This window comes from Tenacibaculum holothuriorum (assembly GCF_002120225.1).
Lineage (GTDB): Bacteria > Bacteroidota > Bacteroidia > Flavobacteriales > Flavobacteriaceae > Polaribacter > Polaribacter holothuriorum.
In genome coordinates this window covers 218,809-231,570 of the sequence record NZ_LAPZ01000002.1, presented here as the reverse complement: position 1 = coordinate 231,570, position 12,762 = coordinate 218,809, and the positions used below count along the sequence as shown (strand labels likewise).

The following is a 12,762-nucleotide window of genomic DNA, read 5'->3' as shown; positions in this document are numbered from 1 at the left end:
AGAATAAAAAGCCTCAACATTTTGTTGAGGCTTTTTATTAGAGTTTTAATTTTCTTGAACTAATTATAGCATCGTTTGTAACAAAAGGCATTGGCATCATGTTTTCACTACGAGGCTTTATGTTGAGCTCAGTATTATTCAGTAAATCGTAAGAAATTTCATTAAGTGTTATGTTAGGTTTTTCATTCTCATCGATGGTTAATGAAATATTCAAATCCTTATCGGTATTTCCCATTTGATAGATTAACAGCGTTCCTTCATTGGTAAATGGTTTTCCGTTATTTACAAGAATTCCGTTTACGGTAAATTTCTCAATATTTAAAGGGGAGTTGGTTATAAATTCATATTTGTTGATTCTTCTCTGTGGTTCAATTTTAAAATCAATGTGTCTTTGGTTATTATAAATTGTATCTTTTTCAATAGGAATTAATGAGTTTTTTAGCTTAATGTTTTTGGCTTTTTTATGGAATGTAAAACGTGTATTATACTTACTTTTTCCTTCAGCAAAAGAAACGCTTCCTGAACTATAATTATCATCAAAAACTTGTTGAGTAAAAGCATCTAAATTGTTATTATAAGTTCCCCAATAAGATTCGTTTGTATCAGCATTCTGAATGTAGACTAAACTATTTGGTAGTTTTTTATCTACAGAGTATCCACTATTCATACTTGCTGAAATAAAGTAATAAATAGCGAAAAATAGCATTAAAAATTGAAGTTTACTTTTCTTCTTTTCAGAATAGAAAATAGGTAAAATAAATCCGAATAATATTACTGTAAAAATTGCTGAAATGAATAACACTTTTAATCCTAAAGCAACAGGGAAAAGCTGAATCATTGGAGAAATGATGTAAATACTTGGAATACTTATTAAAGCAAATAATATAGGCTTTGAATTTTGTTTAAGGTTCTTAAACACTAAAATTGCCAATACTAAAAGTGAAATAAAAACAGGAATAATTAAAAACCCAGCACCTTGTAAGTATTTAAAAACAACAAAATTTATAAGTAATCCAAAAACTATTGGAGCTACTAATAAATCTTCGATGTTTTGATCTTTAAAATAGTTGTAAATTTTGAAAAGAATCCATAAAGTTAAGAACACAAAAGTAGCTATGTATTGATGTCCATTATAGGTAAATCCATGTAAAATATCTTTGTATTGCGGATGAATTAATACGAGTAATTTCCACAAACCAAAAGAAACTGCACTTGCAATAACTAAAGAAATTAAAAAAGGAATAAAACCTTTTACTGTACCTTCAATAGTAAATTTTCTTTTTTTAAGTCCAATAATGAATAATAAGACAAAAAGAATACAAGCAATTATTAACATTGGTAGTACCCAAGAAAATGGATAACTAATAAGTTTACTAATAGGGAAGTTTGTATAAATATAATCTTCGTCGCTTTTTAAATTAGTCAGATTTGAATTAGCAAAGTAACTTAAAGTAGTCGTTAAATAATCTGCTTGATGTAATAAAGTTTCTCTATTTAATCGCTCGTAAGAATCTTGAGCTGTGTGATAATCGAAATGATCATCAATAAAAGCAAAATTAAATCCGTTAATATCTCCAATTTCTCTAAATACAGTTAAATCGGTGTCGTTGGGTAATTTTTTATAGACATCGTACATTAATGAATTTGCAGCAGGATAATTCGGATTCGCCTTCATAAACTCATGTAAAAGCGTTTTGTTTTTTCCGTTGGTTTCCATCAACATAAAACTAGAGCCGCCACTTCCTCTGGCTTCGAAATTTAAAACTAATCCAACATCTTTTGCCCAAGGATGCTTTTCTACAAAAGCTTGTGCACCTAATAAACCTAATTCTTCGGCATCTGAAAATAAAATGATAATATCGTTTTTAGGTGTTTTATTTTGCGCTAAAAAAGCTCTAACTCCTTCTAAAATTGTAACGATTCCAGAACCAGCATCACTAGCTCCAAGAGATGAATGTGGATTAGAATCGTAATGACTCAATAACATTAAAGCTTTTCCGTTTCCACTACCTTTAATTCTTGCTAAAATATTTTCGGCAGTGGTACCAGCTCTCCATTTTGTATTAATAGCTGTTTGATATTGAACTTCGGGTTTTAATCCTAATTTTTTCAATTCATTTACTAAATAATCTTGAACTACTTTGTGTTCATCTGTACCAACATGATGCGATTTTTTAGATATATTTTTTAAATGGTACAACGCATTGTTGATTGAAAAATCGGTAGGTTTTTCAGTTTTTTCAGAATAGTTTTTTGAAGGAATAATATCACTAAAACTCCAATAAATAGTTGTAACAACAATTAAAAGAGCAGCTAGTTTTGAGAGTGATTTCATAGAAGAATTTATTTGCTTAAATGTAATAAAATTTAATTCGTTAAGACTAAAATTTTATAAAGAGCTAAAAATCAGTATATTTAATAACCTAAAAACTAAACTATTATGGGAATTATAAACTTTCAAGGTAAGCGAACTAATCAACCAGAAAAGAAACACGAGCCAATTTTGGTTTCAGATCATATGAGTAAAAATCTTATTACGTTTAAAGAAGATCAATCTATTGAAGATGTGATTGATACTTTAATAAAGAATAAAATTTCTGGCGGACCAGTAGTGAACGAAAAAAATGAATTAATTGGAATAATTTCTGAAGGAGATTGTATGAAACAAATTTCTGAAAGCAGGTATTATAATTTACCAATTGATAAAAACAATACTGTAGGAAAAGCCATGATTAAACAAGTTGAAACCATAGATGGTAATATGAATATTTTTGATGCTGCGAATAAATTTTTAAATTCTAAAAGACGTCGTTTTCCTATTGTTGAAAACGGAAAATTAGTAGGTTTAATTAGTCAAAAAGATGTTTTAAAAGCAGCAATGCAATTAAAAGGAAATACTTGGAAATAAATTAATCTTGCTTTACCAATAAGTACAATTCATTCTCTAATTCTAAATACCCTTGATCGTACACGTAAAAATAGGTGTTGCCTGTTTTTGTGGTGTATGTTGAGGTGATAAATTTAAAATCGAAACCTCTGTCAAATAACTTACGTCTGCTAACTTTAGTTTTACCTAAAGTGTTTAATTCTGAAAGGATTTTATAGTTTTTACGTAAACGATTATTGGTATTTCTAATTAAATTTTTACTTTCCTTATTTACTTTGTTGTTGAAGGAATTTCTGCAATAATCAGAACAAAACTTCTTGTCTATTCTTCCAATAACTTTTTCACCACATTCTAAACATTTTTTAACGCTCATAATCGGTTTTTTTAAGTTCGTACCATTTAGCATCTGTTCCTTCAAAAAGGAAGTTGTTTACATATTGAAGTCCAATTTTTTGTAAGATTTTGTTGGAACCAATATTATCGGTTTCAGCAGCACCGTAAATAATATCATAATTCATTTGCTTAAAGCCAAAATCTAAACAAGCAATAGCAGATTCTGAAGCATATCCTTTTCCCCAATACTTTGGAATTAAACGATAACCAATATCAATAAAGTTGGTAAACCCATTAAGTTCTTCTTTTTCTCCTTTGTTTAATTTTAAACCAGACCAACCAATAAAATTACCCGATTCTTTTTCAAAAGCAGCAAAACGGCCAATACCATTTTCTTTATATTGTTTATGAAAGAAAGCAATAATGTCTTCCGCTTGTTTATGGTTGGTAATAGGGTTGTTTCCTAAGTATTTATGCACTTCAGGATTTGAGTCTAATTCAAAAATACCATCAGTGTCTTTATCTTGGAATTCTCTTAAAATTAATCGTTCGGTTTCTAAATAAAATTTCATGTTGTTTTTGTCTCAAATATAAATAATTATCCGATAACATTCAATTACAATCGAAAACAAACGATTACTAACCAGTTATAGCTTCTATAGTGTTAGATATTTGCAGTGTCGATTTATTTAAACGGCAATGTCTTAACTGTTTAACGAAAAACAAATATTATGAACGCATTAAAAAACAAAGTACAGTTAATTGGAAACTTAGGTAATAATCCAGAAATTATCACTTTAGATAGTGGAAAAAAATTGGCTAAATTTTCATTAGCAACAAACGAGACTTATAAGAATAGTCAAGGACAAAAAGTAACAGATACACAATGGCATTATATTGTTGCTTGGAACAAAACAGCAGAAATTATTGAACAATATTTACAAAAAGGAAGTGAAGTGATTGTTGAAGGAAAATTAACCTCAAGATCTTTTGAAGATAAAGAAGGGAATAAGCGGTATGTAACTGAGGTGGTTTGTAATGAATTACTAATGTTAGGTACTAAATAAGTGGGAAAGTTTGCTAAGAAAAAGAAAAAACGAGCTAAATAATTTTAGCTCGTTTTTTATGTTTAAAAATTCATGCTTAATTGAATTCTTTTCCTTTGCAGGTCTACTTCTAAAACTTTTACTTGTACGTGTTGATGTAGACTAACATGCTCATTAACATCTTTTACAAAAGTATTTGCAAGATTAGAAACATGTACCAATCCGCTTTCTTTAATACCAATATCTACAAAGCAACCAAAGTTGGTAATGTTGTTTACAATTCCAGGTAAAACCATTCCTGTTTTAACATCGTCAATAGTTTTAATATGTTCATTAAAGCTAAAAGCTTTGGCTTTTTCACGAGGATCTAACCCAGGTTTTTCTAATTCTTTTATAATGTCTTGTAAAGTAGGAAGCCCGTAAGAATCGGTTACATACTTTTGAAGTTTTATCTGCTTTAAAACAGATGTGTTTCCAATTAAATCATCAATATTAACACCAGTGTCTTTCGAAATTTGTTTTACCAAACTATATCGTTCTGGATGTACAGCTGAATCATCTAACGGATTAGTCCCGTTTTTAATTCTTAAAAAACCACCCGATTGTTCAAAAGCTTTTCCACCTAAACGAGGAACTTTCTTTATAGCTAATCTGTTTTGAAAAGCGCCATTTTCGTTTCTGTAGTTTACAATATTTTCAGCAAGTTTAGGGCCAATTCCAGAAACATAACTTAGTAAAGAAGCACTTGCAGTATTAATATTTACGCCCACTTTATTTACACAATGTGAAACAACAGTATCTAAAGAGTTCTTTAATTTCGATTGATCTACATCATGCTGATATTGCCCAATTCCTATTGATTTTGCATCTATTTTAACCAATTCCGCTAAAGGATCAGCCAATCTTCTTCCGATAGAAATTGCTCCTCTTACAGTAACATCTTGATTCGGAAATTCATCACGAGCAATTTTTGAAGCCGAATAAATTGATGCTCCAGCTTCACTTACCACAAAAATCTCAACAGAATTTTTAAACGAAATACTTTTTACCAATCGTTCTGTTTCTCTCGAAGCGGTTCCATTACCAATAGAAATTGCTTCAATTTGATATCTCTTTACCAAATGTTCAATGGTGTATTTTGCTTCGGTACTTTTATTCTGCGGTGGATGTGGGAAAATAGTTTCGTTGTGTAATAAATCTCCTTGAGCATTTAAACAAACAACTTTACAACCTGTTCTAAACCCAGGGTCAATTGCTAAAATTCTTTTTTCACCTAATGGAGATCCAAGCAATAATTGCTGTAAGTTTTTAGCAAATACTTTAATCGCTGCTTCATCTGCAATTTCTTTAGCAATATTCATTGCTTCGGTTGTTAGAGAAGGGAATAACAGTCGTTTATACGAATCGTCGATTGCTAACTGAATTTCTGCACCAGATTCGTTATTCGCTTTGATAATTTTGTTGTCTATTTTTTGAAGAACATGTTCGTTGTCAATTTCAATTTTTACACGAATAAAACCTTCTTTTTCTGCACGTAAAATAGCTAGCATTCTATGAGAAGGAATTCTCTTTAAGTTTTCAGACCAATCGAAATAATCTTTGTATTTCTGAGCTTCTGGTTCGTCTTTTTTAGTTTTAACAACTTTTGTGTTTATGGTAGAAAATCGCTCTAACTCTCTACGTATTAAATTACGAATATCGGTGCGTTCGTTAATCCATTCTGCGATAATATGGCGTGCGCCTTCTAAGGCTTTATCAACATTAGTTACTTCATTATTTATATATCTTGAAGCAACAGATTCTACATCATCATTTCGTTGACTCATGATGATTTTAGCCAACGGTTCCAATCCGTTTTTACGAGCTGTTTCTGCTTTGGTTTTACGCTTCTTTTTAAATGGTAAATACAAATCTTCTAAAGCAGTTAAATTATCAGTGTTGTCAATTTTATTTTTTAATTCTTCAGTCAACAAACCTTGTTCTTCAATAGCTTTAAGAATTGCTTTTTTTCTTTTTTCTAAAGCTTCGAATTGTTCTTTTAATTGAACGATTTCACCAATTTGAACCTCGTCTAAATTTCCTGTTTTTTCTTTTCGATAACGAGCAATAAAAGGTATGGTACAATCCTCGTTTAGTAATTCAATGGTGTTTTCAATTGATTTTACTGGAAGTTGTAGATGAGAAGCTATATAATTAGTAAGCAGCATATTGATAATTAAAATTTATGAAAAAGATATTTTTGAGTTTTTGGATGATAATAACCTAGAACAATATTATTATTCAATTTAAATATATTTATCCCTTTAGGTTGATTTAAATCTTCTATTTGTGAGTAATAAACATCATCGATGTTTTGTTGTTTATCTAGCTTAATAAACACGATTATATTATCGTAAATGTTTTTTTTAATTTTTCCTTTTTTGTGATTAAGATTTTCATCAAATAAAGAATGAAATTTTACAGATTTCGTTGTTAAATAAGATGAAAAAGAACCATAACTTAAAGAATTAGTATAAATACCTAATCCTAAACTTATAGCGTCAAAAACCATATTATATCCATCTTCAGCTAATTTTTCACTCCCAATTATCATCTCATATTCTGTGTTGTTTTTTATAACACCTATACCTATATTACTTTCTGATACTTTACGTAAGAATTTACTTGTATTATCAAATTCTCTATGCTTTTTAAAAGCACCACCTTCTTGAGTTATAAGTGAATTTTTAAAACTTATAGGACTATTATAATTAGCTTTAATTTCCTTTATTTTTTTTAAAGTATGTAAATTATGAATAGAACAGTTAAGCTTCTTTTTTGTTGCAGTAATAAGAAAAATTTTATCTTCATGAATAAAAGAATTAGATCTTTTTCGTATACTTTTTTCTTTAAACAAAGGCTTTTTAATTTTTTCAAAAGTATAATCACCTTTATCTAAATTCAATTTTAGAATTTGAGTATAAAATCTATTTTTATCTAAAGTTATAATAGTAGTATTATCTCTAACATACAATTTACTGAAACGCGAAGTAATTTCTATAGAGTGTGGAGGTGTATAGCTCTTTTGAATAGAATTATTGAAGAAAGGTTTTTCGTCTACACTGTTTTTTTGAGTAGTCTCATTAATCTTAGTTAATTCATATTCTAGGTTTTTGATTTTATTATTGTTAGGTTTGGTGAAATCTGTTATAAGCTTTTTTAAAGAAACTCTTTTTGTTTCATTAATTAAGAAATTAGTTTTATGAAAGTCGAAAACTCTAGTTGATTTTTCTCCGCTACTATTATAACTTTTAGAGATAATATTAGAGTTTTTTTTGTTTAAAAACAGGAGATAACAAATATTACTTTTACTAACACTTTGAAGAAAAACTAAATTATTGTTCTTAAGGTTATGAAACCTAGTAACTGTGTTATTTGAATTGAAAGAAAATGTAATAAATATAAATTTATTTTTGATTTTATTTGATAGGATTAAGTTGTAGCTGTCATTTTTATCATAAAAACTACCAATTAAAATGTTATACTTTGGGTTAATATTTTTAATATTTATTTTTTTAATAAATTGGAAGTTACTATTGAGTAAATACCCATATATATTTTCCCCTTTTAGAATGAATGTAGCAATATTATTATTCTTATAATTGAAGATTGAAGTTGATCGAATAATATCATTATTAGAAGTTTTACTTTTATGATTAAATTCTCCTATTTTTTCTTGAGAATTAGCTTGTGCGAAATTGAATAGTATTAGTACTAGAAGAATTTTTTTCATAAGCAATAAAAAACTGAAGCCTCACTAAAAGTGAGGCTTCAAATATAATAAAATGTTATATCGATTTAACAAATCTGTTCTCCGTTGGTTACTTTTTGTTGAGGTTCAACGAAAGCTAATCCACCTTCTGGTGTATCTGCCATTAAAATCATTCCTTGACTTTCTACTCCACGTATTTTTCTCGGAGCTAAATTACAAAGTACAGTAACTTGTTTTCCAACTACATCTTCTGGCTTGTAATGCTCAGCAATTCCAGAAACTATAGTACGAACATCTATACCAACGTCTACTTTTAATTTTAATAACTTCTTAGCTTTGGCAACTTTTTCTGCTTCTAAAATAGTACCAACACGCATGTCCATTTTAGTAAAATCATCGAACTCAATAGTTTCTTTTTGAGGTTCAACAGTTTTGTTAGCTGCTTCGTTTGCTTTTTTCGTAGCTTCTAATTTTTCTAATTGAGCTTCGATAGTTTTGTCTTCTATCTTAGCGAATAATAATTCAGCTTTTCCTATTTGATGTTCAGCGTCTAATAATACCTCTTTTTCAGTAATATCTGTCCAAGTAAGTGAATTATCAATATTTAAAATTCCTTTTAATTTAGTAGATGTAAATGGTAAGAAAGGTTCACATAAAACAGCTAATCCTGTAGCAATTTGTAAGGCTACATTCATAATTGTTTTTACGCGCTCTTCATCTTGCTTAATTACTTTCCAAGGCTCTTCATCTGCTAAATATTTATTTCCTAAGCGAGCTAAATTCATTAGCTCTTGAGATGCTTCTCTAAAGCGATAACGCTCTATAGATTTACCAATAACTTCTGGGAATTGTTGTAATTGATGTAATGCATCTTTGTCTTCTTCAGAAAAATCACCTGCAGTAGGTACAACTCCGTTATAATATTTATTGGTTAAAACCACTACACGGTTAATAAAGTTTCCGAAGATAGCAACCAACTCATTGTTATTCTTTGCTTGAAAATCTTTCCAAGTAAAGTCGTTGTCTTTATTTTCTGGTGCGTTTGCAGTTAAGGTATAACGTAATACATCTTGTTGATTTGGAAAATCTTCTAAATATTCGTGTAACCAAACTGCCCAATTTTTAGAAGTAGATAGTTTGTTTCCTTCTAAGTTTAAGAACTCATTAGCTGGCACATTTTCTGGTAAAATATAACCTCCATGAGCTTTTAACATTGATGGGAAAATGATACAGTGGAATACTATATTGTCTTTTCCTATAAAGTGCACTAACTGCGTATCTTCATTTTTCCAATAGTCTTCCCAGTTTTTACCTTCGCGTTCTGCCCATTCTTTGGTTGCAGAAATATATCCGATAGGAGCATCGAACCAAACATATAATACTTTTCCGTCAGCTCCTTCAACAGGAACAGGAATTCCCCAATCTAAATCACGAGTAACGGCACGTGGACGTAAACCATCGTCTACCCAAGATTTTACTTGTCCTAATACATTTGGCTTCCAGTCATTTTTATGACCTTCTATAATCCATTCACGTAAAAAATCTTCGTGTTTATCTAATGGTAAAAACCAGTGTTTTGTTTCTTTTAAAGTTGGAACATTCCCAGTAATTGCCGATTTTGGGTTGATTAAATCCGTAGCATTATGACTCGTTCCACATTTTTCACATTGATCACCGTAACTTTCTTCATTTCCACATTTTGGACATGTTCCAATTACAAAACGATCCGCTAAATATTGATCAGCTTCAGCATCGTATAATTGTTCAGTCACTTCTTCAATAAACTCACCATCTTCATATAACTTCTTAAAAAAGTCAGAAGCAGTTTTATGATGGATCTTTGCCGAAGTACGTGAATAATTATCGAAAGAAATACCAAAATCTTGGAATGATTTTTTAATAATTCCGTGGTATTTATCAATAATTTCTTGAGGAGTTACACCTTCTTTCTTCGCACGCATTGGTATCGCTACTCCATGTTCGTCTGAACCACAAATGTAGGCAACGTCGTTACCTGTAGCTCTTAAATAACGTGCGTAAATATCTCCAGGAACATATACTCCTGCTAAATGACCAATATGAATAGGTCCGTTGGTATACGGTAAAGCAGCAGTAAGGGTATATCTTTTTGGTGTACTCATCTCTTTGTATAAAATTAAAGGGCAAAAGTACAAAAAAGCAATTTTTTAAACTGCTATAAATTGGGTACATTTACTTAATGTTGATTCTAGTTTTTAGAATTATGAAGTAAGACTTATTTATGAAGGAAATAAGAATATTGTTTTTAATGATGATGGTTTCATCAGTTTTTTCTCAAACAAAACCTATGAAGTTACAAACACCACCTTATCTTACAAAAGGTGATACGATAGCTATAGTTGCTCCTGCAGGAATTTTAAAGAACCGAAAACATGTAATTGATAAAGCAAAGGAGGTAGCTGAAAGTTGGGGACTAAATGTTGTGTATGGGAAGAATATGTTTAATCAAGAACATCATTTTGCGGGTACCGATGAAGAGCGTTGTGAAGATTTTCAAAAGGCACTAGATAATCCGAATATAAAAGCAATTTGGAGCGCAAGAGGAGGATACGGTTCTGTACGAATTTTAGATAAACTTGATTTTACACAATTTAAAGAATCTCCTAAATGGATTGTTGGTTATTCTGATATTACTGCATTTCATAATCATGTACATAATCTAGGAATTGAAACTGTTCATGGAATTATGGGCACAAGTTTTCAAGATAAGCCAGAAGTAATAGCTAAAAGTGTAGAATCGTTACGAAAAGCATTATTCGGTGAAAATTTGGTGTATAAGATTCCAACTTCAAAATATAATAGGGTAGGACAAGTTTCAGGAGAATTGGTAGGAGGTAATATTGCTATTTTAGCTTCGATGTTAGGTTCTTCGAGTCAGATTTCTACGGAAGGGAAAATACTTTTTATAGAAGAAATTGGCGAGTATAAATATGCAATAGATCGTATGTTACAAAGCTTAAAACGTGCAGGATATTTTTCAAAAGTAAAAGCAGTTATTGTTGGTGATATGACTAAGATAAAAAAGAATACAACGCCTTGGGGAAGCTCTATTGAACAACTCGTTTTAGATATTGTACCTAAAGATACTCCTATTCTATTTAATTTTCCTGCTGGCCATGAACCAGATAATAGAGCTTTGATTATGGGAAGAAAAGTAGACGTAAATATTACTAAAAATTCTACTGAAGTAATTTTTAAATAATGTGATTTAAATCAAATTTTGCCCTTGTAGCTTTTAATAAGTTTGTCTTATAATTCAACTTCATAAAGCTATGAGAAAACTCTATGTTTTTTTCTTATTAACTACTTTTTTAATCAGTTCTTGTCAAAATAAAGGATTGGTAGAAACATACAAACCAGTTCGTTATAATTTAGAATTTAACGGATTGCCAAGACCAAGTATACCTAAAGATAACCAATTAACAGAAGAAGGTGTTGAGCTAGGTAGAAGATTGTTTTATGAAACTGCGTTAAGTAAAGACAATTCTATTTCTTGTGCTTCTTGTCACCGTCAAGAAAATGCTTTTTCCGATCCTAGAAAATTTTCTGAAGGTGTTAGAAAACTAAAGGGGAAAAGACAAGCTATGGCTATTTTTAATATGTTATGGAATACCAATGAGTTCTTTTGGGATGGTAGAGCACATTTATTGAGAGATCAATCATTATTGCCTATTCAAGATACTTTAGAAATGGATGAAACTTTAGAACGTGTCGTTGCAAAACTACAAACACTTAAAGATTATAAAGAGCGTTTTAAAAGAGCATTTCCAAATAAAGAAATTTCTGAAGTTACTATTTCTTTAGCATTAGAACAGTTTATGAATTCAATAGTTTCCAACAGAAGTAAGTTTGATAAAAATAATGAAGGAAAAGCTTTTTTTACTGCTTCAGAAGAAAGAGGGAAAGAAATTTTCTTTGGCGGTTTTAGAAGCGGAAAAGGAGCTAATTGTGCTCAATGTCATGGAGAGGCTAATTTTGAAAATGATGATTATATGAATAATGGATTAGATTTAGATAGAGATTTAAAAGATTTAGGTAGAGACGCTGTTAAAAGAGGGTTCTTAACAAAAGGAGCATTCAAAGTTCCTTCGTTGCGAAATATAGCGGTTACAGCTCCTTATATGCACGACGGAAGGTTCAAAACATTAGATGAGGTAATTGAGCATTATAATTCAGGAGTTAAATCTGATAGAAACACCAACGTTACATTGAGTATTATTGCAAAATCTGGTGGATTACAATTAAGTAATCAAGACAAAATAGACTTAAAAGCTTTTTTACTAACTTTAACTGACGAAGATTTATTAAAGGATTCTAGATATTCGAATCCGTTTGAATAATGGCACAACATAACGATTTAGGTAAGCAAGGAGAACTTTTAGCGATTGAATATTTAATTGAAAACGGATATTCAATAGTTGAAAAGAATTACCGATTTCAAAAAGCTGAAATAGATATTATTGCACAAAAGAATAATGTATTGGCAGTTCTAGAGGTTAAAACACGTTCTACCGATTATTTTGGTAATCCGCAAGATTTTGTGAATCCAAAAAAAATAAAACTACTTGTTTCTGCAATAGATAATTATGTTATTGAAAATGATTTAGATGTAGAAATTCGATTCGATATTATAGCGATTATTAAAAACAAAAACGTCTTTCAAATTGAACATTTAAAAGACGCTTTCTTATATTTTTAAAAGTTTA

Annotated in this window: 11 protein-coding genes; 5 read left to right on the top strand and 6 right to left on the bottom strand. The window is 29.9% G+C overall.

Translation table 11 applies throughout. The features are described from left to right. Positions 1 to 37 precede the first annotated feature (37 nt). Positions 38 to 2,335, bottom strand: coding sequence for a M20/M25/M40 family metallo-hydrolase (locus tag WH52_RS03915; RefSeq protein ID WP_086029626.1), 2,298 nt, complete (start codon positions 2,333 to 2,335; stop codon positions 38 to 40). 105 nt (positions 2,336 to 2,440) lie between these two features. On the opposite strand from WH52_RS03915, the gene WH52_RS03910 reads away from it, so the two are divergent. Then, on the top strand, positions 2,441 to 2,908 hold the full coding sequence (locus WH52_RS03910) for a CBS domain-containing protein (protein ID WP_086029625.1): 468 nt from the start codon (positions 2,441 to 2,443) through the stop codon (positions 2,906 to 2,908). Position 2,909: 1 nt separating this feature from the next. On the opposite strand, the gene WH52_RS03905 is transcribed toward WH52_RS03910, so the two are convergent. Together WH52_RS03905 and WH52_RS03900 are read right to left on the bottom strand one after the other, a co-directional pair. After that, a complete protein-coding gene (locus WH52_RS03905; protein ID WP_086029887.1) occupies positions 2,910 to 3,260 on the bottom strand; it encodes a hypothetical protein in 351 nt (116 codons plus the stop codon). Then, positions 3,250 to 3,792, bottom strand: a complete 543-nt coding sequence (locus WH52_RS03900; RefSeq protein ID WP_086029624.1) for a GNAT family N-acetyltransferase — start codon at positions 3,790 to 3,792, stop codon at positions 3,250 to 3,252. The genes WH52_RS03905 and WH52_RS03900 overlap by 11 nt, the downstream gene beginning before the upstream one ends. A gap of 159 nt (positions 3,793 to 3,951) precedes the next feature. Between WH52_RS03900 and WH52_RS03895 the strand changes: the two genes are divergently transcribed. Continuing rightward, positions 3,952 to 4,287, top strand: coding sequence for a single-stranded DNA-binding protein (locus WH52_RS03895; RefSeq protein ID WP_086029623.1), 336 nt, complete (start codon positions 3,952 to 3,954; stop codon positions 4,285 to 4,287). A gap of 62 nt (positions 4,288 to 4,349) precedes the next feature. On the opposite strand, the gene WH52_RS03890 is transcribed toward WH52_RS03895, so the two are convergent. The 3 genes from WH52_RS03890 to metG form a co-directional block, all read right to left on the bottom strand. After that, on the bottom strand, positions 4,350 to 6,473 hold the full coding sequence (locus WH52_RS03890) for a Tex family protein (protein WP_086029622.1): 2,124 nt from the start codon (positions 6,471 to 6,473) through the stop codon (positions 4,350 to 4,352). A gap of 8 nt (positions 6,474 to 6,481) precedes the next feature. Next, positions 6,482 to 8,038, bottom strand: coding sequence for a hypothetical protein (locus WH52_RS03885; protein ID WP_086029621.1), 1,557 nt, complete (start codon positions 8,036 to 8,038; stop codon positions 6,482 to 6,484). A 65-nt stretch (positions 8,039 to 8,103) separates the two neighbouring features. Further along, a complete protein-coding gene (gene metG / locus WH52_RS03880) occupies positions 8,104 to 10,158 on the bottom strand; it encodes a methionine--tRNA ligase (protein WP_086029620.1) in 2,055 nt (684 codons plus the stop codon). 119 nt (positions 10,159 to 10,277) lie between these two features. On the opposite strand from metG, the gene WH52_RS03875 reads away from it, so the two are divergent. The 3 genes from WH52_RS03875 (at position 10,278) to WH52_RS03865 (ending at position 12,755) form a co-directional block, all read left to right on the top strand. After that, on the top strand, positions 10,278 to 11,258 hold the full coding sequence (locus tag WH52_RS03875) for a S66 peptidase family protein (protein WP_086029619.1): 981 nt from the start codon (positions 10,278 to 10,280) through the stop codon (positions 11,256 to 11,258). Positions 11,259 to 11,328: 70 nt separating this feature from the next. Then, positions 11,329 to 12,396 carry a cytochrome-c peroxidase gene (locus WH52_RS03870; RefSeq protein WP_086029618.1) on the top strand — a complete coding sequence of 356 codons (1,068 nt, stop codon included), beginning with the start codon at positions 11,329 to 11,331 and terminating at the stop codon, positions 12,394 to 12,396. Continuing rightward, entirely contained in the window at positions 12,396 to 12,755 is a 360-nt protein-coding gene (locus WH52_RS03865) for a YraN family protein (protein ID WP_086029617.1), read from the top strand. Before WH52_RS03870 ends, WH52_RS03865 begins: the two co-directional genes overlap by 1 nt. The last annotated feature ends 7 nt before the right edge of the window (positions 12,756 to 12,762 follow it).

What these genes read in the sequence shown, in the direction of transcription:
- WH52_RS03905 (WP_086029887.1), bottom strand. Translation starts at nt 3,260, where the DNA reads ATGAGCGTTAAAAAATGTTTAGAATGTGGTGAAAAAGTTATTGGAAGA.
- WH52_RS03915 (WP_086029626.1), bottom strand. Translation starts at nt 2,335, where the DNA reads ATGAAATCACTCTCAAAACTAGCTGCTCTTTTAATTGTTGTTACAACT.
- WH52_RS03910 (WP_086029625.1), top strand. Translation starts at nt 2,441, where the DNA reads ATGGGAATTATAAACTTTCAAGGTAAGCGAACTAATCAACCAGAAAAG.
- WH52_RS03865 (WP_086029617.1), top strand. Translation starts at nt 12,396, where the DNA reads ATGGCACAACATAACGATTTAGGTAAGCAAGGAGAACTTTTAGCGATT.
- WH52_RS03870 (WP_086029618.1), top strand. Translation starts at nt 11,329, where the DNA reads ATGAGAAAACTCTATGTTTTTTTCTTATTAACTACTTTTTTAATCAGT.
- WH52_RS03900 (WP_086029624.1), bottom strand. Translation starts at nt 3,792, where the DNA reads ATGAAATTTTATTTAGAAACCGAACGATTAATTTTAAGAGAATTCCAA.
- WH52_RS03890 (WP_086029622.1), bottom strand. Translation starts at nt 6,473, where the DNA reads ATGCTGCTTACTAATTATATAGCTTCTCATCTACAACTTCCAGTAAAA.
- WH52_RS03895 (WP_086029623.1), top strand. Translation starts at nt 3,952, where the DNA reads ATGAACGCATTAAAAAACAAAGTACAGTTAATTGGAAACTTAGGTAAT.
- metG (WP_086029620.1), bottom strand. Translation starts at nt 10,158, where the DNA reads ATGAGTACACCAAAAAGATATACCCTTACTGCTGCTTTACCGTATACC.
- WH52_RS03875 (WP_086029619.1), top strand. Translation starts at nt 10,278, where the DNA reads ATGAAGGAAATAAGAATATTGTTTTTAATGATGATGGTTTCATCAGTT.
- WH52_RS03885 (WP_086029621.1), bottom strand. Translation starts at nt 8,038, where the DNA reads ATGAAAAAAATTCTTCTAGTACTAATACTATTCAATTTCGCACAAGCT.